Annotated in this window: 22 protein-coding genes; 10 read left to right on the top strand and 12 right to left on the bottom strand. The window is 40.1% G+C overall.

Features of this window, described 5'->3' with window-relative positions:
• Nucleotides 1–24: 24 nt before the first annotated feature.
• Together LC653_RS19685 and LC653_RS19680 are read right to left on the bottom strand one after the other, a co-directional pair.
• Nucleotides 25–399, bottom strand: a complete 375-nt coding sequence (locus LC653_RS19685; protein ID WP_229496346.1) for a hypothetical protein — start codon at nt 397–399, stop codon at nt 25–27.
• Nucleotides 400–406: 7 nt separating this feature from the next.
• Nucleotides 407–901, bottom strand: coding sequence for a hypothetical protein (locus tag LC653_RS19680; RefSeq protein WP_229496344.1), 495 nt, complete (start codon nt 899–901; stop codon nt 407–409).
• Nucleotides 902–1,150: 249 nt separating this feature from the next.
• Here LC653_RS19680 and LC653_RS19675 point away from each other — a divergent pair, with 249 nt between their 5' ends.
• Nucleotides 1,151–1,930, top strand: coding sequence for a photosystem II electron transport protein, Sll1252 family (locus LC653_RS19675; protein ID WP_229496342.1), 780 nt, complete (start codon nt 1,151–1,153; stop codon nt 1,928–1,930).
• A gap of 175 nt (nt 1,931–2,105) precedes the next feature.
• On the opposite strand, the gene LC653_RS19670 is transcribed toward LC653_RS19675, so the two are convergent.
• From LC653_RS19670 to LC653_RS19640, 7 genes are all read right to left on the bottom strand, one after another.
• The gene (locus LC653_RS19670) at nt 2,106–2,882 is read right to left on the bottom strand and encodes an SDR family NAD(P)-dependent oxidoreductase (RefSeq protein WP_229496340.1); all 777 of its coding nucleotides are present in this window, start codon (nt 2,880–2,882) and stop codon (nt 2,106–2,108) included.
• A gap of 179 nt (nt 2,883–3,061) precedes the next feature.
• Nucleotides 3,062–3,619 (bottom strand): hypothetical protein, encoded by a 558-nt coding sequence (locus LC653_RS19665; RefSeq protein WP_229496339.1) that lies wholly within the window; start codon nt 3,617–3,619, stop codon nt 3,062–3,064.
• Between the two features lie 636 nt (nt 3,620–4,255).
• Nucleotides 4,256–4,861 (bottom strand): exopolysaccharide biosynthesis protein, encoded by a 606-nt coding sequence (locus LC653_RS19660; protein WP_229496338.1) that lies wholly within the window; start codon nt 4,859–4,861, stop codon nt 4,256–4,258.
• A 54-nt stretch (nt 4,862–4,915) separates the two neighbouring features.
• The gene (locus tag LC653_RS19655; RefSeq protein WP_229496405.1) at nt 4,916–5,800 is read right to left on the bottom strand and encodes a lipid kinase; all 885 of its coding nucleotides are present in this window, start codon (nt 5,798–5,800) and stop codon (nt 4,916–4,918) included.
• Between the two features lie 1,073 nt (nt 5,801–6,873).
• Nucleotides 6,874–7,293 (bottom strand): GNAT family N-acetyltransferase, encoded by a 420-nt coding sequence (locus tag LC653_RS19650; protein ID WP_229496337.1) that lies wholly within the window; start codon nt 7,291–7,293, stop codon nt 6,874–6,876.
• A gap of 76 nt (nt 7,294–7,369) precedes the next feature.
• On the bottom strand, nt 7,370–8,026 hold the full coding sequence (locus LC653_RS19645; RefSeq protein ID WP_229496336.1) for a glutathione S-transferase family protein: 657 nt from the start codon (nt 8,024–8,026) through the stop codon (nt 7,370–7,372).
• A 4-nt stretch (nt 8,027–8,030) separates the two neighbouring features.
• Nucleotides 8,031–8,315: a hypothetical protein gene (locus LC653_RS19640; RefSeq protein WP_229496334.1), complete on the bottom strand. Its 285-nt coding sequence runs from the start codon at nt 8,313–8,315 to the stop codon at nt 8,031–8,033.
• 177 nt (nt 8,316–8,492) lie between these two features.
• Between LC653_RS19640 and LC653_RS19635 the strand changes: the two genes are divergently transcribed.
• From LC653_RS19635 to LC653_RS19600, 8 genes are all read left to right on the top strand, one after another.
• Nucleotides 8,493–9,386 (top strand): LysR family transcriptional regulator, encoded by an 894-nt coding sequence (locus LC653_RS19635; RefSeq protein WP_229496332.1) that lies wholly within the window; start codon nt 8,493–8,495, stop codon nt 9,384–9,386.
• Between the two features lie 1,435 nt (nt 9,387–10,821).
• Nucleotides 10,822–11,904, top strand: coding sequence for a 2-oxoglutarate and iron-dependent oxygenase domain-containing protein (locus tag LC653_RS19630; protein ID WP_229496330.1), 1,083 nt, complete (start codon nt 10,822–10,824; stop codon nt 11,902–11,904).
• A gap of 299 nt (nt 11,905–12,203) precedes the next feature.
• Nucleotides 12,204–13,397 carry an agmatinase family protein gene (locus tag LC653_RS19625; protein ID WP_229496328.1) on the top strand — a complete coding sequence of 398 codons (1,194 nt, stop codon included), beginning with the start codon at nt 12,204–12,206 and terminating at the stop codon, nt 13,395–13,397.
• Nucleotides 13,398–13,400: 3 nt separating this feature from the next.
• A complete protein-coding gene (gene hypA, locus LC653_RS19620; RefSeq protein ID WP_267923119.1) occupies nt 13,401–13,763 on the top strand; it encodes a hydrogenase maturation nickel metallochaperone HypA in 363 nt (120 codons plus the stop codon).
• Nucleotides 13,747–14,460 (top strand): hydrogenase nickel incorporation protein HypB, encoded by a 714-nt coding sequence (gene hypB, locus LC653_RS19615; RefSeq protein ID WP_229496324.1) that lies wholly within the window; start codon nt 13,747–13,749, stop codon nt 14,458–14,460. The genes hypA and hypB overlap by 17 nt, the downstream gene beginning before the upstream one ends.
• Nucleotides 14,461–14,758: 298 nt before the next feature.
• Complete coding sequence (locus tag LC653_RS19610; RefSeq protein ID WP_229496322.1) at nt 14,759–15,796, top strand: ABC transporter substrate-binding protein; 1,038 nt, start codon at nt 14,759–14,761, stop codon at nt 15,794–15,796.
• A complete protein-coding gene (locus tag LC653_RS19605) occupies nt 15,793–16,638 on the top strand; it encodes an ABC transporter permease (protein WP_229496320.1) in 846 nt (281 codons plus the stop codon). Before LC653_RS19610 ends, LC653_RS19605 begins: the two co-directional genes overlap by 4 nt.
• Before the next feature lie 8 nt (nt 16,639–16,646).
• On the top strand, nt 16,647–17,444 hold the full coding sequence (locus tag LC653_RS19600) for an ABC transporter ATP-binding protein (RefSeq protein ID WP_229496318.1): 798 nt from the start codon (nt 16,647–16,649) through the stop codon (nt 17,442–17,444).
• A gap of 164 nt (nt 17,445–17,608) precedes the next feature.
• Here the strand turns inward: LC653_RS19600 and LC653_RS19595 are convergent, their stop codons facing one another.
• Nucleotides 17,609–19,126 (bottom strand): ABC transporter permease subunit, encoded by a 1,518-nt coding sequence (locus LC653_RS19595; RefSeq protein WP_229496316.1) that lies wholly within the window; start codon nt 19,124–19,126, stop codon nt 17,609–17,611.
• Nucleotides 19,127–19,432: 306 nt separating this feature from the next.
• Between LC653_RS19595 and LC653_RS19590 the strand changes: the two genes are divergently transcribed.
• A complete protein-coding gene (locus LC653_RS19590) occupies nt 19,433–20,197 on the top strand; it encodes an amino acid ABC transporter ATP-binding protein (RefSeq protein WP_229496314.1) in 765 nt (254 codons plus the stop codon).
• 107 nt (nt 20,198–20,304) lie between these two features.
• Here the strand turns inward: LC653_RS19590 and LC653_RS19585 are convergent, their stop codons facing one another.
• Together LC653_RS19585 and lipB are read right to left on the bottom strand one after the other, a co-directional pair.
• Complete coding sequence (locus tag LC653_RS19585; RefSeq protein ID WP_229496312.1) at nt 20,305–20,505, bottom strand: hypothetical protein; 201 nt, start codon at nt 20,503–20,505, stop codon at nt 20,305–20,307.
• A gap of 361 nt (nt 20,506–20,866) precedes the next feature.
• Nucleotides 20,867–21,547 carry a lipoyl(octanoyl) transferase LipB gene (gene lipB, locus LC653_RS19580; protein WP_233718361.1) on the bottom strand — a complete coding sequence of 227 codons (681 nt, stop codon included), beginning with the start codon at nt 21,545–21,547 and terminating at the stop codon, nt 20,867–20,869.
• Nucleotides 21,548–21,830: the final 283 nt, after the last annotated feature.

The following is a 21,830-nucleotide window of genomic DNA, read 5'->3' as shown; positions in this document are numbered from 1 at the left end:
CTCACTCTTCCTTATTGGCACGAATTACGGTGTGGGTGAAGGATTTGGATGTTTTCCTGCGTAGTAGACAACAACTTTCAACTGTTCTTGATCAGGAACGTAAAACACTCTGTCCCCTTTTGTCACCTCATATTCCCATGCCCCCTTGTAGGGTTTGCCCTTTAAAGGGAAAACACGCCGAGGCTGTCTGGTGGTTGGTGCAGTACATAAATCCTCGTAACAACGACTTGTGTTTTCTGGATGGCGCTGCATTAAAGCTTCCCAGTCCCGATTCACGCGACGATTTTTAGCTACCACCAACCAAGTGCTTTCTATCTCAGATAATGCTGGAACTGTCAGTTTGACAAATGGCGGCTCCACATTCTCCACTATTGGATTTTCTTCTTGGTTATCTGACATACCTTATTCAGAAAGTACTCTGAGTAGATGGCGGCTTTAATGGTACTTCATCAGTCTCGGCACTAAAAGCATCTGCTAGTTCAGGACTAGCGATCGCTACGGCGCTCTCATGCCATTCATGGATGATCGCGTCAATTATCTCCCATGCTGTAGTTGAGGAATCTATCAACCGAAAAGCCTCACTCAGCTCGTTTATAAAGTCTTGCAGATCATCTTTTTCAAACACACTCAGCCATCCATAAGGATGTTCAAAACCGATTTCCTTTCCGAGTAACAAAGAGAAGGCGACAGTTAATGCCTCAACAACAGCTTTACTTTGTGTTGCTGCCTTTACGAGAAAAGTCACTTCCTCCCGGCGCAACAAGGCAAAAGACTGATCGTTGCGAGTAATTGTCACTGGACGTTCTAAAGCTTTGTCCAGAACTCGCCCAGGCTGACGATTCAACTCAGTGGCTGTAATTAACTCATCTGAGTAGATATTGCCGAAAGTGCCGATATACATAGGTTATGCGTTTTTAGTCAACGCCGATTTAATAAAATTATTAGCCTCTACGTATAATTTTACGTATTATTTATCAGGGGTCAATAGGGATTAAAACTCTGGGTGCTGGAACTATCAAAAGAAAAGCATGAGAGATTTTTAGACTAGAGAAAATGCCGTGTCATAGTTCAACATCAGTCCCTTTAGAAAGTTAGAATCAAGATAGTTATAGCAGATTAATTCTCAATTCATAACTCATAATTTTTAAGAATGTTGCCACGAGAAGAACTTTTAAAAGGTGTTGAAAATCGAGATAGTGTAGCTCGTGTAATCGATCAAGCGGAGCAAGCCATCAAAACTTGGGAAGTGGTTTTGACTGATTTTCTGTCTCCCCCAGAATTGGCAGAAATTCAACGGGTGTTTAACCGATTAACAGAAGTGCAATTGGCGGCGTGGGGCGGATATCCGCAAGCTGAACGCCAAAGAATAGCGATCGCTCGTTCAGAACTTCCCTTAGATCAATCTCAAGTCAGCCTTGTAGCTGTAGAAATTGCTGGTAATTTCCTGTTTGATACCGCCTCTCACCGCGACTTTTTAGGCGCAATGTTGGGGACGGGAATTGTTCGTGAAAAGACGGGAGATGTGATTGTCTTGGGAGAACGGGGGGCGCAGGCGATTGTCGCCCCAGAGTTGGTGGAATTTTTGTCAATGAGTCTGAAACAGGTGCGATCGGTTCCTGTGAAAACTCAGCGAATTGAGGTAAGTGAATTAAGGGTTCGGGAACCGAAGAAAAAAGAATTAACTACTGTAGAGGCTTCTTTGCGATTAGATGCGATCGCATCTGCTGGTTTTGGCATGTCCCGCAGCAAAATGGTTGATTTCATTGATGCTGGTGATGTCCGTGTCAATTGGAAAGAAATTACCCAAGCTAGTTCTCAAGTCAAATCAGGCGACTTAATCGCCATTCGCTCTAAAGGACGTTTAGAAGTTGGGGAAATCGCCGTTACAAAAAAAGACCGTTACCGAGTTCAATTAACAAGATATATCTAATAAGTGAGGAGTGAGGAGTGAGGAGTGAAAAGTGAAAAGTTAGGATTTTTAAATACCCCGCTTTCTTTAACTCCCAACTCCCAACTCCTAACTCCTAACTCCTAACTCCTAACTCCTAACCCCCAACTCCTGTACAGACGCGATTAATCGCGTCTCTCCTAACTCCTAAATATACTTAGGATTTAAAGTGTTTTGCTAACATATTCAACAGAAGTTTGCGCGGTACAAGTCGAGATAATTTGCTTCTAATTTGAGTGTTAGTATCAGAACTAATAACAGTTGGATAGCCTTTTTCCAAAGCCTCTAAAGATTCCCAAACCACTTTTTCGCAAGAATACACTTTATCTGTAGTACTTGCCAGTGCTGGAGGAAAATTAGCTTCTGCAAAAAAGTTTGTTTCTATTGGGCCTGGACAAGTGACTAAAATACGGACACCATATTGATTATTTTCTGCCCATAGTGCTTCACTAAAGCTGAGAATAAAAGCTTTACTGGCAGCATAAACAGAAAGGTATGGTATAGGTTGAAATGCGGTAATAGAGGATACGTTAATAATACTTCCAGAACGACGTTGCCGCATCAAGGGGAGAAATTTATGGGTTAAATCTACCAATGCCAAAATGTTTAATTGTACAATTTTGACTTGTCTTTCTCCATCCCCTTCAGCAAAGTCGCCATAGTAACCAAAACCAGCATTGTTGATTAATATGTCAATGGTTAATCCCTTTTCTTTAGTGGCATCAAATACAGCAGCAGCTGCATTAGCTTCTGTGAGGTCTTTGACTATAACCTCTACTTGAATTTTGTGTTGTTCTTCTAGTTGTTTAGCTAATTGGCTTAGTTTCTCTTCGGAACGAGCAACTAGTACAAGATTTGTCTTGCGTGCAGCTAGTTCTTGGGCAAAAGCTTTACCAATACCACTAGAAGCACCAGTAATTAAAGCAGTTGGCATTCTACATATTCAGATAGTTTTTAAGCACCATTAAAATTTTAGCGATGCTGGCTATAAGTTTTAACTACCCAAAGTGATATACCCAAAAGGTGAAAAGCAGTATTTAGTACTGAAGATGGCGCCGTGACCAAAATAATGATTTTTTTCATGGCGATTCCAATTCAAAATGAAATTGTTAATTACCATTTTTCAGACCAATAGATAATTTCTGAGGCGGAAGTATTAATAGCGACGCCGTAGCTATTTCCATGATTCCACTTGAAGCCAGGTCTACCTTTATCCTCTGTATTTAATACCAATATTTCATAAGTAGGTGGAAAAGATTCTGTATGAGAGTCACTGGTGTAGAAAAAAGTTGTCGGCACACCATTAGCTTGATTTATGTGGTCGTTTGTGCTACCACCCCTATATTTGTGCTTTGCACTACTTCTGTATTGTGAAAGTAATTTTTCTATCTTTTCTGGTTGCTGTTTCAGCCTAATTTGAAAAAAACTACTTCCTTGCAAAAATTCGGGAGAGTAAGCAATGCGAACATCTTTGGCATCAGTGGGAATCTCATTAGGAAAATGTTTTACTTGGTCATTATCAGACCATAGTTGATTACGAATTTCTTTGTAACGTGATGTATCAGTTATGACTTTAGGTTCCCTAGTACTGCTAAAAGTTCTTCTCAGAAAAAAGCTTCCCCCGACAATACTAAAACTAGCAAGGGCTAATAGAAACTGCGATCGCTTCATTAAGTTGGGTGCGTCTAACTTTCATAGTCATATACCCAACTAATAAACTAAATTAGTACTATTGCGGATATAGCCTCAGAGATATTAACAGAAACTTTGTGTATCCAGGGCAAATTCCGGGTAATTGTAAAATTACTATGAAGTTGGTCAATGATTACCTAGTTAAATACCGCAGTTTATCCTCGTTGATATCAGTACTCTCTTTGTAGCTAACAAAATCAATTCCACAGCCATCCATTTTTTTTCAATTCTTCCTGATGCAGCAATAACTAAGACGGATATATAAATAGTAGATGCACCTTAATTAAATCACAGCCCTCAGCTTTTAGTTGGGGGCTTTTTTTGTTATTGAGATTCTCTGATTTGAAATTAACATATTTTTTTTACAAAGTTAAATCTTCCCGGATATTACAACCAATAAAGCGGATTAATAAATGGTAGATGCACCTTAATTAAATCATAGCCCTCAGCTTTTAGTTGAAGGCTTTTTTATTGCTGATGTTTTTTCATTTAAGAATAAAATAAATTTGCTTATAGTTTAAATCTTCCCCGATATGGCAATCAATAAAGCGGATTAATAAATGGTAGATGCACCCTAATAATTTACAGCCTTCAGCCTAAAGCTGGGGGTTTTTATTATTTAAATATAGATGGCAGCAAACTGGGAGCTAACCATACTGCGTAACCAATAAATCCAAAGATCAAGGTAATTAGGACAGTAATACCGTAGCTGATGCAAATTAATAAACCGTCAGATTCGATGGTGGCAACAGTCAAAAATAAAATACCTACAGTGGGGATGGGATTTGTAAAGGGAATTGGTAATATTAGTAATACTGTTAACAAAGATATACAAAGCCCATTAATTCGCCAAATCAAAGGATGATGGGCTATTTTTGCCAATCGGGGACGGGCGATTTTCTGTAACACTTTAGTAAGACGTCCCAAATTTTGCAAAAGTAACTGGGCAAAAGGACGAGGAAATTTGTAGTTAGCAATTCTTTTTGGCAGCCAAGGCTCACGCCTCCCTAAAACCATTTGGGCTGACAACAGTAAACAAGCACCACCAAAAGGGCCAGTTAATCCTGGTGGCATAGGAAATAAAAAAGGCAAAATTAATAATGTAATTACCAGGCAGAACCCTCGTTCTGAGGTTTCTGCCAGAATATCACCTAGAGTTAGCGGTTGTTCAGCTAGGCGTTGCAACAGGGACTTTATATCTTGAGAAAATCTCAGATGCATTTGGTGCGAGTTCCCACATTTTTAGCAGAGGGAGATAAGAGAGAATAATAACTCCTAACTCCTAATTTCTGGAGGTACTAAAACAGCTATAGCTTTAGGTATAACCCGAAAATAAGCAGGAGTGTAGGTAGTGATTTCACCATCTGTATTAATAGGGCGCGGTTTGCGAGTATACACCTCTATTTCTTGACCTTGAAGAGAGCGTACACTCTCCCAATGTATATGTCGCCCTTGTCGCAGCGCAGGGAGTAATAGTATAATCTGCCACCAATGTTTCATCTCCAAGCTATAGAGGTCTAGCCTTTGGTCATCTATTGCCGCATCGTCAGCCACTGCCATACCACCGCCGTAATAGCGGCCGTTACCCACAGCAATTTGCACTGTTTTCACGCGAACTGATTCACCATTGATTAAAATCTCCGCAGTAAAAGGTCTAGCTTCCCAAATCACTTGCAATGCAGTGGCGGCATAAGCAAATATTCCCCAACGGCGTTTGGCTTCTTTGGTAAGTAGCTGGGTAATTTTTACACTCAATCCCAAACTGGCAACGTTAAAGAAGTGCTTGCCGTTCACCCAACCCAAGTCGATGCGGCGTAAATTTCTATAGGCAATAATTTTGCAAGCTTCGCTGAGGGAATTCGGAATTTTCAAAGTCCTGGCTAGGTCGTTGGCAGTTCCTAAAGGCAAAATTCCCAAAGGTAACTGAGTATCAACTAAAGCATCTACTGCGGCATTGAGAGTCCCATCTCCTCCACCAATGATTACCAAGTCAACTTGATGCTGATAGCGAAGTATAACTTCGGCAAGATGTTTGGGGTCTTCTGTAGACTCCTCAATTAAATCAAAGCCGAGTGTCTTCAGATATTCAATCGCTTCCGACAGACCCTTTTGCCCTTGGCGGGCATGACGATTTACTAACAGCAGTGCGCGAGAACTCATGGGTAGTACCTTTCGTAGTTGATATGTCCAATTATCCGCATCCATGTATTCTGCTTCAAGTTGACTATCAAAAAGTGTTTAATTTGTTATGACAATTATCAAAAATTCATTTCGTCAATGGTTATTATGTTGTGCTTACAGATTTTTAATTTCTATTTTATCTAGCTTATCTCTATTAACCGTCGGTGTGTTGATACTCAGTAAATATACTTTTTACTCACTAAATGACAGGATTTACGTATTTTGTTTCTAAAATATAGGACTACTATTTGATTTTTAAAAGATACGTAGGGGAGACAGTCGTGTGGGCGGGTTTCCCGACTTGAGCGAACTGGCGTTGTGTAGCTGCGAGAGTACGACACCAAATCCTTACGAATGGTGCGTTAGGATGAAATCCGTAACGCACCCTACAGTACCTAATTTTGTTCACAAATCAAATAGGAACTCTATATATATTTATGCTAATATTATAATTAGGACTTACGCAAAAACCCTCTCAAACTCTCATTCCTCCGTGACCTCTGCGCCCTCTGTGGCTCGTTTTCCGTTACTCGTGCGTAAGTCCTAATAATATCCAGAAAATCATGCCTAACAATAATATATTGTTTATTGGTATAGATACATATTTTTAGATAAAAGTTGTATAACTAATATTAACATTTACAATTATTTAACTTTATTTAATGTGTAAAAATTGTTTGTAGTTTGCCCTTTATCGAACAGAATACATGCGTCAGTCGTCAGAATTCAGTTGGGTATTCTGACCGAAAAAGCGGATAGCGCAGCGTTAGCGAGTCCGCGATAGCGCAGCGTTAGCGAGTATTCGAGCGTCGGGTCTGAATAATCGGCGTTTTTGCACCCCCACAAAACTAGAATTTTTGGTGGTCAACTTTCGTAGTCGCGGGTCCCAATCCCCGACTGTAAGCGTTGCGTTAGCGAGTCCGCGTTCGCTTTTAGCGTCTCGTAGAGAGCGTCTTGATTCTGACTCCTGAATTCAGAATAGCTGAATTCTTCTTCAATCGCTAAACTTCTAAGAGGAAGCCTGAGTTATCCTTGCTTCCCCTACTTAAGATTTACTTACTTAGTGCCTGACCATCTAAGCGACATAATTTTACTTTGTTGATGATCTTCGCACCTATTCTTTCATAGAACTTGATTCCTCGCTCGTTAGATACAGCTACAGTCCAATCGATTCTGCCACAGCCTTTTTCCTGCCCTATCTGGCGCAAGCGTAGCATCAGCGCCTGACCAACTTGGTGGCTTCGATGTTCAGCTTTAACATATAAGTCATCAAGCCAAATTCCAGGTTTTGCTAAAAAAGTTGAATAGATAAAGTGATAGGTTGCTAACCCAATAGCAACCCCATCAATCTCAGCTAAAAGAACAAAAGCAAGGGGGTTTTCTCCAAATAGATCAATTTCTAGCTTTTGAGGAGTTGCTTCTACAGATTCAGGACAACCATCAAATTCGGCTTTCAAATAAATCAATTCCATAATGGCAGGAATATCCCTTTGGCTTGCATGTCGAATTGAAATATTCCTGCCGTTCATGTTATTATTTGCCTTTTCCTTAAAACTCGTATTGGGAGAGAATTTCTGTCTCACTCTTTGCTGCCTTTATCCACTCTTGCATTGCTGGAAGTGCCAAAACTGCCTCTACATAGTCTCTAGAAACAGGATCTAACTGCACATCATAGGTTACAAACCGTAGGACAACTGGAGCAAAAAATGCATCAGCGATCGCAAAATTTCCAAATAAAAAATTGCCACCAGCCCCAAATTTTTGGCGTGATTCTTGCCAGATACTAGTGATGCGGTCAATGTCTTGTTGTACACCGGATGCTAAACCAAAACCTGGATATTTAGTACGGCAGTTCATCGGCATATTCTGACGCAAATTTTGAAAACCTGAGTGCATTTCCGCACTAATGGAACGGGCAAATGCCTTTGCAGCCTTATCCTCTGGCCACCATTGCAGAGTCGAAAACGTTTCAGATAGATATTCACAAATAGCCAGAGAATCCCACACCGTTTGCGTCTCGTGCAACAACACAGGTACTTTTCCTGATGGAGAGTATTGCCGAATTTTTGAGGAATAATCTGGACTGTTGTAGAGAGGAATCCGAATTTCATTGAATTCTAAACCAAATTGTTTCATCACTAACCAAGGACGCAGTGACCAAGATGAATAATTTTTATTGCCAATTACTAAAGTGAGTTGCGTCATATTTTTAATACCTATAAAGTTGTTCAATCCACATATACACATCAGCTTCAGAACCTGAAGAGAAAGATTTTCCTGTTGCAGGGTCGTAAGCTTGCCAATAGATATTACCGTAGCGGTCAACCTTTTGCCAAACTTGTAATTCGTTAGGATCTGCTAGAAGTTTTTTGACAAAATTTTCCCAGATACTATGCAGAGATTCCCAGAAGTTGGAGTTGAATTTTTTCTTGAATAACGGACTACAATTTATTGTTGTATCTTCTGTTGGGAGACACCTAATATCATTGTTCATAAAATTATTCCTGAAAGTTGCTCAGTAAATAAAACACTAGCAACATCTCAGTAAGGAATCAAATCATGGCTTGCATAGGTTGTATAAATGGGATTTATAGATATAAAAAATCACTAATACAACCTTTTTGCCACAATTAAATCAGGATGTATATACCCTTGTTGTCGTCAATTAACCATGAAATTCTCCCAACTTCGAGCCATAGTTGCAGTAGCAGATCGTGGTAACTTTAGTGAAGCAGCCTTAGAATTGCAGCTTTCCCAGCCTGCGATTAGTCATGCGATCGCTACCTTAGAAGAAGAATTAGGTGTGCCTTTATTTGCCAGAGGTCGTCACGGTGCTGTGCTGACACCTGCTGGAGAGCGCATTTTATATCATGCGCGTCAAGCAATGCAGCATCTAGAGATGATGCAACACGAAGCAAACCTGCATAAAGGATTACATGGTGGTCATGTGCGGATTGCGGCTTTTCGTAGCGTCGCCACCCATTTATTACCAAAAGCGATCGCACAATTTCACAATCAATTTCCAGAAATTGCTGTCACAATCATAGAGTGCCCTGCTTTCACCGATGTAGAACAGTGTTTGCGTGACGGACGTACGGATATTGGTATAACCTGTCTACCAACTGGTGGAGAATTTGACACCTGGGAAATTTTTCAGGATGAATATCTAGCTTTACTACCACCACATACCAAAATTAGCAGTCCAGAAATTACTTGGGAAGACATAGCAGCCTATCCACCTGTTTTGCTTCCTTGCACACCCTGTGGACGCATTCTTCACAACCACTTGAAGAGTTTAGCAATTCCAATAAATACTGCTAGCGACATCCAAGAAGATTCCACAGTCGTTAGTATGGTGAATCAAGGATTGAGAGCAGCTATTATGCCTCGTTTAGCAGCTGTACCCATTCCCCCAAAGGTGCAGGTATACAGTTTACCTGCACCGCTAAAGAGAGTAATTGCAACTGCAATTTTATCTAATGCCCTCCATGTGCCTGCGGTGTTCACATTTTTGGAAATGTTGAAAAAATTTGATTTTTATAGTTTAGCTAAATCCACTTATTAACAATAAAGAATTCAGGTTCTTGCGTTGGTTTTATGGTAGAGCATTAAAATCCCAGTTTTATAGAAAGGCTCAAAAACTTAAAACCCAGTCACGGCAATAAATATAGGCTATCTTTAGATTTTATTTATTATTCTGTTCCATAAAATGAACTGAAGAACCAGAATTCAGTGAAGCAAATGGCGTGCGACTTCCTGTCGTTCAGGCTTAGTACAGCATTTCATTAATTCATAGCGAATTAAAGAAAGGCAATACCCTGCAATGCCAATGCGTCGGCTTGCATTGTTAATGCGTTGGCTTACACGAACAATATTTAGAATATTTGACTATTGTATTATTTGTTACTATTACTGTATGCTTATATTTGCATCCCCCATTAGAAATAAAAACGCCTATTACATAAGATAGATAAAAGGTAAAATTATTAACTTTTCTGTAAATTTATGTCAAAAAGGATGATTTATCATCCTCAAAATGTCACAGATTTATAACATGCATGTATAATTACTTAGTTTAATAGCTATCAATAATACTGAAAGTGCTATTTTACGACTTCGTCTGAATAGTTGAGCAAACCTTTTCCTAGTTCTTTGATGATATAATTCTGAGAAGTAAAACTACTACGTATAAATACTAGCAAATAGCTAATTTTTTGCATAAAAACGTATTATTTTTAACACTGGGTATATATAAATTTAATTTTGCTTAAAAGTTAAGGTAAATTACGGATATATTTTTTAATAAAAATGCTAAAAGATACTTAAGTAGGTTAAGTTCTGCGATGCAAACTTAATCAAACGTAATCTCATAGGACATCGCAAATATAGCAACCCTATCTGAGTTGTAAAACTTACTTTGTTTGAAGTAGACGCGCAGGGGCTTACCGCCAAAGACACAAAGGGCGCGACGCGAAGAGAATGAAGGTAAAGTTTCACAAGTTATTCAGGGCTAGTATATTGGCAGGAAATATGAGTTTCACGCCATGTATGGTGTAGTGCGACAGTCAAATTTTTTCAAAGTTGAAGCACTCAAACAAGGTGCTAAAACGTTGAAACAAAGAAGTAAGAGTTCCCTCAAGCGCTATTCACCAACTTTCAGCAACACAAAAATATAGTTCCCAGACGAAGAGAAGATTTTTTAATCTGTATTGCTCTTTAGCAATGAGCTTTGCAGATTTCAATAAATATCCCTAGTTAGAGTTCAGTTTTTGCTCCCATTCTGTTGTGGCTAAAGCCTAGATGTGGCATTACTGCTTTGAAAACATCGTTACCGCTTGTTTTCAAAGCTGTGCGAAGAGTTCATCAAGCCTTTAATAAAGCACAGATATAGCAAAGTGCTGATTTTTCAAAGCTTTGAGCAATCAACACTGTCCTAACCTATGTGACTACGGCTATAAGTTCCAACAACTTTTGACACATAAATAGTAAAGGAAATTGCAATGACTGATTTGCAAACGTTTGACCTACCTGAAATTATTACTGGAAGCCAATCTGATATTCACCTAGCACATAAGATGATTCAAGCATGGAGGACTGACGGAATTTTTCAAGTGGCGACAAACGCAATACAGGCTCGAAAGACCCAGAACGCATTTGAAGCCAGCAGGAGGTTCTTCCGGATGCCATTAGATTTTAAATCTCAATGCGTCAGTAATCTCACTTACAGTGGCTATATTGCTTCAGGCGAAGAAATCACTGCTGGGGAGTCCGATTATTCTGAGATATTTACTATATGCAAAGATGTTCCACCAGATGATATGCGTGTACAAGCGCAATGGCCATGTCATGGCTCGGTACCTTGGCCTGATGAGAACTATCATCAAAGTATGAAAGCATTTATGGACGAGCTGGGCATAATCGGGGAGAAATTGCTGAAATTGATAGCTCTTGGCTTAGAAATAGATGTCGATACTTTAACGAAATTGACTAAGAATGGCTGGCATCACATGCGCGTGTTACGATTCCCAGCACTCTCTGAAAAATCAACCAGAGGCATCGGCGCACATACTGATTACGGACTATTGGTAATTGCAGCTCAAGATGATGTTGGTGGGCTATACGTACGTCCTCCGGTCGAAGGAGAAAAGAGAAACAGAAATTGGCTGTTTAATGAAAGTTCAGCAGGTATGTATGAAAACGATGAACCCTGGACATTTGTTAAGCCGGTACCAAGGGTACTGACGGTATTTCCTGGTGATATTCTCCAGTTCTTGACTAATAACTACTTACTTTCAACGCCACACAAAGTTAGATTGAACACAAGGGAGCGATTTGCGTTAGCTTACTTCCATGAGCCTAATTTTGAAGCTTGTGTCCGCTCATTGTTTGATTTATCAAGTGATGACTATATCCATTACGGTATGCACTTTACAAATATGTTTATGAGGTGTTACCCATATCGCATCACTACACGCTGTATTCTTGACGAAGACCGCTTGTCGGTTTTAGAGCTTTTAAAAAATGAAGCTCTTGGTCGAATGTCACGCCCCAAAGATAAAACCCCTGTGTTTAGCTATTTGTAGGGCAGTACTCAAAATATAAGGCGCTAAAACGTTGAAAGAAGTACGAGTTCCCACAAGCGCCATTTACTAAGTTCTGGCAACACAAAAGTATAGTTCCCTGAAGAAAAGAAGTTTTTTCTATCTGTATTGCTGTTTGGCAATTGGTTTTGTAGATTAAATATCTCCAAACAGGTATTGAGCCGAGATGCACAACTTTCACGTCGCGCATCTCGGCTCAATACCTACTAGAATGTTAACTGTTATGGTTTATCTGGGCTATAGTTTTGCCTTGCAAATCTTCAAATTTCATTTCCCGAAACATGACAGAACAATCATTTATCGATCCTAATTCTCATTTCCAGCCAAATTCTACGCAAGCAAAACGTGCGCTAGAAAGAGAAGCCAATTTACCGTTAACTGGCTGGCAGCAGGAGGTTTCTAGAGGACTAGAATTTGGGTTAGAAGCCGCAGAAAGTATACGCGATCGCTCGATTCCGACCTTTTCTCGTGGAGAACTGCCACACTTTGCCGGAATTAATACTTTTTTGAAAGCCCCCTATTTAGAAGATGTGCGGAAAGTTGGTGAATACGACGTGGCGATCGTCGGCGTACCGCACGATTCTGGAACTACTTATCGACCTGGAACGCGTTTTGGCCCCCAAGGAATCCGCCGAATCTCTGCATTATACACCCCTTATAACTTTGAATTTGGTGTAGACTTGCGCGAGCAGATTACTTTATGTGATGTAGGTGACATTTTCACCATTCCCGCTAATAATGAAAAGTCCTTTGACCAGATTTCCAAAGGTATTGCACATATCTTTAATTCAGGTGCATTCCCCATAATTTTGGGAGGCGATCATTCTATTGGCTTTCCTACAGTTCGTGGTGTTTGTCGTCATTTAGGCGATAGAAAAGTCGGGATTATTCACTTTGATCGTCATGTGGATACCCAAGAAACAGACCTAGATGAAAGAATGCATACTTGTCCTTGGTTTCATGCCACAAATATCAAAAATGCCCCAGCAAAAAACCTAGTGCAATTGGGAATTGGTGGTTGGCAAGTACCGCGTCAAGGTGTCAAAGTTTGTCGAGAAAGAGCCACAAATATCTTAACAGTTACAGATATCACTGAAATGGGTCTAGATGCAGCTGTCAACTTTGCCTTAGAAAGAGCATTAGACGGTACAGATTGCGTTTATATCAGTTTCGATATTGACTGCATTGATGCAGGATTTGTACCTGGAACTGGTTGGCCCGAACCTGGTGGATTATTACCGCGTGAGGCGCTATATTTGCTAGGTAAAATTGTCCAAAACGTACCTGTTTGTGGATTAGAAGTTGTAGAAGTTTCACCGCCTTATGATATTAGCGATATGACATCATTAATGGCGACGCGAGTAATTTGTGACACCATGGCACATTTAGTTTTATCAGGACAATTACCGCGTCAAGAAAAACCTACATATATTCACCCTGCAACCCAACCAGAATCAGTGGAGGAATGGAGGTAAACTTTGCACGAAACTGATATGACAAAGGCACTAATCTTAACAGTAAAAGATTGGTGGGAATCCCAACCTGAACGCCCAGAAATCTCTCAAGTTCACTTAATTGTCGGTAAATTCACTTGCGTTGAACCTGCAAGCTTACAATTTGCTTTTGAAGTCCAAACGCGCAATACCTTTTTAGAAAAAGTCAAACTGATAATTAAAGAAACACCACTAATTGCCTTTTGTCATCGTTGTCAACAAGAATATTTACCTCAAATTGGTTTACAGTACGCTTGTCCTGAATGTAATTCCTCAATGGAAGATATTCGCTCAGGTAGAGAATTGAAAATTGATAGAATTGAGTACGCTTATGCATCAAACATTTGACGCGGCATTAGGAATTAACTTGCTCCATGCTAATCAACAAGGTGCTGACCATAATCGAGCGCATTTTGATGAATGGGGAATTACTTGTTTCAACATCATGAGTAGTCCTGGTGCTGGGAAAACAGCACTACTAGAACGCACCCTTGTAGCTTTAAGTAATGAGCTAAAAATCGCTGTCATTGAAGGAGATATGACAACCGATTTAGATGCAGAACGTCTGCGAAAATATAATGTTCCTGTAATTGCAATTAATACAGGTCGTTCTTGTCATTTAGACTCCAGAATGGTAGCAGGCGGAATTCATCAACTGGAACATGAGCACAATCCTTCAGATTTTGATTTAGTACTAGTGGAGAACGTTGGTAATTTAGTTTGTCCTGCTGAATTTGAAGTAGGAGAACACGCCAAAGTAGCTTTACTAAGTATTACTGAAGGTGAAGATAAACCATTGAAGTATCCGATTATGTTTCAAGAAGCGGATTGCTTGCTGATTACAAAAATAGATTTGGCCCCCTATCTAGATATTGACATTAGTCGCATTGAGGCAAACGTCCGTCAGATAAATCATGATGTTGAGATTATTCCTATTTCTACTAAAGCAGGTGAGGGATTAGAAGTTTGGTTTAATTGGGTGAAAGCGCAAGTTTTAAAACCACACCCAAACTCTATCTCTACAGCATCAATTCTCAATGTTTAACCCACTCATTAGACATTAGTAGCATTTCTGAACATCTTAAATTAGGTCGCTGTATGCACAAATCAATAGTATTCAGACACCAATACGGTTCAGTTAAGCCCAAAAAATAAATTATCTAGGTTGGGTTGAGGAACGAAACCCAACATTTTCAAGCCTTGGTTGGGTTAAACGAAGTGAAACCCAACCTACAATTATTCTTAACTGATAGGTCGATTTTACTTAACTCTATAAAAAAATAAACGTCAATCTTTTCCAGTTGAAGTTATTTGCAGCGAAGCTTAAGTTATAGTGAAATACAATGAATATTCGCAAGTTAACATCTCTGTTCACAGTCTTTTTACTCAGTCTTGTTATCGCGGTCAGTTGTACTCCCAACCCACAATCTTCTAAGCCACTAAATTCTACTACCCCAGTTAGCACTGTACCAATTCAGCTTGGCTTTAGTGCTTGGCCAGGTTGGTTTCCTTGGCAAGTTTCTCAAGAGCAAAAGTTATTTGAAAAGAACAAAGTTAATGTAGATTTGAAGTGGTTTGATGGTTATCTAGATTCTATCAATGCCTTACGAGCCGGTCAACTTAATGCCAATACTCAAACGTTGAATGATACGATTAGCTCAGTAGCGGCAGGTTCGGATCAAGTAATTGTTTTAATTAACGACAATTCAACTGGTAACGACAAAATTATTGTCCGAGAAGGAATTAACAGCATTGCTGACCTTAAAGGGAAAAAAGTTGCTGCTGAAGAAGGAACTGTTGACCATTTTCTGTTATTGCTGGGTTTGAAAAAAGCAGGTTTAACTCAAGCTGATATTCAATTTCAGCCACTAGAAACAGGTGCCGCAGCAGCAGCTTTTGTTGCTGGTCAAGTTGATGCAGTCGGAGTTTTTGCACCTTTCACCACAAAGGCTTTATCACGTTCTAACAGCAAAGAATTATTCAGTTCCAAAGACTTTCCTGGTGCAATTCCTGACCATTTAGTCGTCAGCCGTAAATTGATTAATGAACGTCCGCAAGATGTACAAGCTTTAGTAAACACCTGGTTTGCTACTTTAGATTTTATCAAAACAAATCGAGATAAAGCTTACGAAATTATGGCGAAACGTGCTGGTGTGTCAGTTTCAGAATATAAGACATACGACGCAGGCACTAAAATTTTTTCCATACAAGAGAATTTACAAGCTTTTAGTCCCGGTCAGAATATGACATCGCTGAGTTACGCTGGTGGAGAAATTAGTAAATTTCTTGTTGAAGCTGGTTTATCAAAACAAGCGCCTAATCTTAAGCAAATCTTTGACGATCGCTTTGTAAAAGCCTACGCCGCGCAGCATAAATCATGAGTCAACAAACCGAATTGCAGGAACTAAACTCTCAGCTTCCTCATAAAACGTTACCACAAACTGTTTTTTGGCGCATTGCTGAAGATATCCCTCCAAATTTAGCTTGGACTTTAATGTTATTGTCCATCACTATTCCTATACTTCTCTGGTGGGTTATTTCTAATACTGGATTAATTTCACCTTTATTTCTTCCTACTCCTAGTCAAGTCTGGGGTGCATTTCAGAGGCTTTTAGTCAGTGGCGATTTGCAAAAAGATATTAGCTTTAGCTTGTTTCGAGTCGTGGCTGGGTTTTTACTGGCGGCAATAATTTCCATTCCTTTAGGCACTTTAATGGGAACTTTTGCTAGCTTTCGGGCATTGCTAGAACCAATTATTGGTATTGTGCGTTATATGCCAGCACCGGCTTTTATTCCCTTACTAATTTTATATCTGGGACTGGGAGAAACTCCAAAAATTATGCTGATTTTTATCGGCACACTGTTTTTTAACACCTTAATGGTAATGGATGCAGTGAAATTTGTTCCTAAGCACTTATTGGAAACTACTTATACTTTAGGAGGTCAAAGAAAACAAGTTTTACTGCAAGTCATTTTCCCATTTATTCTGCCTAATATTATTGATGCTTGTCGGGTTAACATGGCAGCATCTTGGAATTTAGTAATTGTTTCTGAATTAGTAGCGGCTACAGAAGGTTTAGGTCGGAGGATTAGCGTTGCCCAAAGATATCTCAAAACTGATGAAATTTTTGCTGGGTTAATTATTATTGGCTTGATTGGTTTAACAATTGATCTTTTATTTCGGTTGTTATTACACGTTTTTTGTAAGTGGGCTGAGGATTAGAGTTCTTTATGCATTTAGAAGTTAATCAACTCCACAAACAATTTAAAACTAGACATGGTTTGTTGACTGCACTTAAAAATATCAATTTGCATGTTGAAGAGGGTGAGTTTGTCTGTACAGTAGGAGTAAGTGGTTGCGGTAAGTCAACATTGCTACGGTTAATTGCGGGGTTAGATACTCCGACAACCGGGGAAATTCTAGTTGATGGAGTACGCATGACAGGGCCGGGGTCCGATCGCGGGATGATATTTCAAAGTTATACTCTCTATCCGTGGATGAGTGTAACGGAAAACGTAGAATTTGGCTTAAAGCTGCAAGGTGTATCTAAAGTACTCAGAAGACAACAAGCCGCTTATTATTTAGAAATGGTGGGGTTGCTGGGATTTGCGAAAGCGCTACCGCAGGAACTTTCTGGTGGAATGAAGCAACGAGTAGCGATCGCTCGTGCTTTAGCATCAAGACCCAAAATTTTACTCATGGATGAACCCTTTGGTGCGTTGGATGTCCAGACGAAAGAAGTAATGCAGCAATTTCTCCTAGAAATTTGGCGTAGTACAAACACTACAATTTTTCTGATTACTCACGATGTCGAGGAAGCTATTTTTCTATCTCAACGCATCTACGTATTAAGCCCACGACCAGGCACAATTAAGCAAGAATTGCAAATCCAATTGCCAAACAAATCCGATCCGCAAGTCAAACGTTATCCCATATTTCAGAAGTACAAGGATCAAGTCATAAATATATTACGTCATGATGCAGAGCAGTTAAATGACAGTTCAGAGCCGCTAGAAATTAGTAATTGACAAATATATTGGTTATTATCGCCAGCTTGCAATTCCCCGAAGGGGTTGACTACTTTTCCCCCCCTGCTCCCGTTCGGCTACGCTCATGGCAAGCCTGCTCCCTGCCCTCAAAGCGTTCGCGTAGCGTCTTGCAGGGATGGGATATTTTTTTAATTAGAAGTCCCTTAGGTATCGTACTTCCTGTGCCGTTTAACCGGATTCATCCACACTTCTAAGCGGCTAAACGCTTGTGAAGAAAGTAACGTCAAGCATAAATAAACCACTGCTACACCCGCGTAAATCTCAAAAGCGCGATAGTTATCGGCGACAATTAGCTGTCCTTTACGTACCAATTCTTCAAACCCAATGACAGAAACTAAGCTAGTATCTTTCAACAAACTGATAAACTCATTACCTAAAGGTGGAATCATCCGCCGGAAAGCTTGAGGAAAAATTACATAACTCATTGTTTGTACAGAACTCAAACCTAATGACTGTGCTGCTTCTGCTTGTCCTGGTTCAATTGATTGAATCCCAGCACGAACAACTTCGGCAATGTATGCGGCGCTATTCAAACTTAAGGCAATTACCCCAGCTACTAAACGATCAAAACTAAATGTAAAACCAAGTTCTTGCAAAATTGCAGGTAATCCAAAGTAAATCATAAAAATTTGCACCAACAAAGGCGTTCCCCGAAAAAAATCTACATACGCCCTCGCCACCCAACGCACAGGTGCAATATGAGAAAGGCGGACAATACCAATCAGGGAACCCCCAATTAAACCAAACACTACAGAAAGTATCGTCAATTGCAACGTTACTAACGCACCTTGTAATAAAGTTGGAAAAGCTTGCAAAATCACGCCAATTGAGGTAGATATTTTAGGTGCGCCAGTGGTAGTCTGGTTCTCAAATGGTGATTTAACTGGTAATGATGGCGGCTCGGCTTTAAACCATTTTTGGTAAATTTGGGAATAAGTGCCATTTCTCAGCACCCTATTCAAACCGTTGTTTATTAATGCCAAATTCGGCGAATTTTTAGCTGTAGCAATCCCGTAAAACTCCTCCGTCAGCAATTGCTGTACTATTTTAATTCCCTGAAGATTACCCGTATTAATAGCATACGAAGTCACTGGTGCATCATTGATTACCGCATCCACATTACCATTGAGCAATTCTTGGAGGGCTAAAGGTGCTGAATCAAAACTGCGAATTTGCACTCCAGGAATACTCTTAGCCTTTGCTGCCCCAGTTGTGCCAATTTGTACCGCAATTTTTTTATTTTTGAGACTGTCAAAACCAGTAATATTTTGATTGTCTGCGCGGATGGCGATCGCTAACCCAGCCTTAAAATAAGGACGGGAAAAAGAAATCGTCTTTGCCCTCTCCTCTGTAATCGTGATCGAACTAATCGCCGCATCTACCGTTTTACCTTGCAAAGCTGGGATAATGCCATCAAAAGGCAGACTTTGAAAATCCACTTTAAAGTTAGCAGCAACTGCAATCGCATTCATCAAATCAATGGAAAAACCCTGCAACTCCCCACCTTTTCCCTGAAACTCAAAAGGTGGAAACGCCGGTTCAGTAGCAATTTGCAGAGTTTTACCCGCGCTAGAGTTCACAGCACAGCCAGCCAGTAACAAACAGCTAAAACCTATAACCACACACCAGCGCAGCCAATGTCCAAAATCAAATTTAGCCATATTGTTTTCTTTCCCTCTCTGCGCCCTTGGCACGGCAGTTGCTTCAAGTCGGCGGAGCCGCCCAACGCACTGCCTCGTCTTGGCGGTTCGTTCAAGTTATATCTTGCAACTGTTCAATCTCCCGCCAAGAAATAAATTTGTTGGCTAATAGCTTAAGTCTACTGGAAGTAGACTAAAACCCTTACTTAGTCTTCTAAAGAAGACTTTAGCTATTAGCTTCAGAATTAATTCTGAGGCGTTTTTTAGGACTGCTGCACGTCTACCTTAAAACCTTACAATCAACTGTAGAGCAGTTTGACATAAGTAATGAATAATACCATCCCCGCCATTATTTTTGACAATATCGAAAAAAACTTTGGTTCCTTAAAAGTCCTCAAAGGAATCACTGGCGAAATCAACCGGGGAGAAGTCGTTGCAATTATCGGTTCCTCCGGCTGTGGTAAAAGTACCTTACTACGCTGCTTCAACCGCTTAGAAACCATTGACAAAGGGCGTTTAATAATCAACGGAATTAACTTATCCCGACCCACTGTCAACTATAGCCAAGTGCGGCAACTACGAACACAAGTAGGTATGGTTTTTCAACAGTTCAACCTGTTTCCCCATCTGTGCGTCTTAGAAAATATGACACTTGCCCCTCAGAAAGTCTTGGGAAAAACACCGAAGGAAAGCGCTCAACTAGCGAGGTTATATCTCGAAAAAGTTGGCTTATCTGAAAAAGCCTCTGCTTATCCCGAACAACTTTCTGGGGGACAAAAGCAACGAGTAGCGATCGCTCGTAGTTTATGTATGAATCCCCAAATCATGCTATTTGACGAACCCACCAGCGCCTTAGATCCTGAACTCGTCGGCGAAGTTTTGCAAGTGATGCAACAATTGGCATCAGAAGGGATGACAATGGTGGTTGTCACCCATGAAATGCAATTTGCAAAAGAAGTAGCCCATCAGGTGATATTTTTAGACAACGGTATTGTGACAGAACAAGGCCCAGCCTATGAACTGCTGACCAATCCGCAAAGCGATCGCCTACGTATTTTCCTTAGTCGCCTTCAAATAATTCGTAATTCGTAATTCGTAATTCGTAATTGGGCATTGGGCAGAAGGCAGGAGGCAGGAATTCTTTAATTTTGAATTTTGAATTTTGAATTTTGAATTCATTTCTCCCCACTCCCCACTATTCAAAGATACTCGCGTAAGAACTCAAAGGGATCATCTTCCCAACAAGGTTCAGGTATCAGCCAAAACAAACTCCTGTTGATGTCGGCTTCAATTTCATCACCGTCGTCTCTATCAAATAGTTCTATTAAAGCTGTCCAATCACGTTCTCTCAGAGACGTTGACGATGGGGGATATATCTGGAGATTATTTGAGTAATTCACGCGCAAAGTTGTGCTTGACGGTCGTAAAAATTTAGTATAGAAATTTGTAAATAATCAAATTTTAGCTTTGACAACCTTAGTTAAATAGTTATTTTCATACTATTAAATATAGGCTACTCTCATCCAGGGCTATTTCATTCTCATCTAGCCCGCCTCAGAATGAATTCTGAGTCTAATAGCGAAAGTCATCTTTAGATGACTGAGGAAAGGTTCTAGTCCGTTTTAACGGACTTTAGCTAAAAGCCAAAGAACTTTAGTTCTGGGCGGTTTATGTATAGAATGAAATAGCCCTAACTCTCATCAGTGTCTCACAATTTAAATGGGACTGCTATAGTATTTATTACATAATTACAAGCTGAATTTACTCAGACCGGAAAAATCTTTGAGGCTGCGACTCGACTAATTCCACACCAAAGACTTCAGCAAAGGACTGTGCTACATAAAAACGCACTTCTTCGCAAGTGATACCTGGAATCCATTCGGCTAAACTGCCTACAGGTTTATCAGAAATACCGCAGGGTACAATGCGCTCAAAGCCTGTCATGTCTGGACAAACATTTAATGCAAAGCCGTGCATGGTAATCCAACGACTGACTTTAATACCAATAGCCGCAACTTTTCGCCCTTGTAACCAAACGCCAGTAAAAGCCGGAATTCTTTCTCCCTGCAACCCATAAACTGCTAATACGCGAATTATGACTTCTTCGAGTTCGCGTAAGTACCAATGGAGGTCTTTACGATAACGTTGCAGATTTAAAATTGGATACCCCACCAATTGACCGGGACAATGGTAAGTAACCTCGCCACCCCGTTCAACTCGATGCACATCATATAGACCTTTGTCAATATGAAATTTGAGAAAATCAGAGTTGCTTCCTTGTCCCAGAGTGTAGACGGGTGGATGTTCTAGCAAAATTAATACGTCGTCTAGACTGGGGTCATGGATACGCTCAGTCAAGAGCGATCGCTGCCATCCATGAGCTTCTAAGTAAGGCATTAATCCTTGATTGTACAACAAACAACGGTTTTTGTGTGTTTTCATACTATGGATTATGCCAAAAATCAACTGCATTAAGGGCGGAATATATTTCAAATTACAGGATTGGAATCAAAAAATGTCAAGATTTGCAAAGGATTTTAAAGGAAAGTCAAGGGAACATGCATTAGAAAATACAAAGTGCTAGCTTGAATATATAACCTCAATAGGTTTTAGGAGGAATTCTCTGCAATAAGCATCATGCCAAGACGATAAAGACGAATGTACTGGCTGATGACTCTCATAACATTAGTTTGCATTTCAAACAGAATCAAATTTCCACAAAGAC

Source organism: Nostoc mirabile CHAB5784 (assembly GCF_020829645.1).
In the GTDB taxonomy this organism is placed as follows: Bacteria; Cyanobacteriota; Cyanobacteriia; order Cyanobacteriales; family Nostocaceae; genus Nostoc; species Nostoc mirabile.
This window is presented reverse-complemented; position numbering and strand designations above follow the sequence as displayed.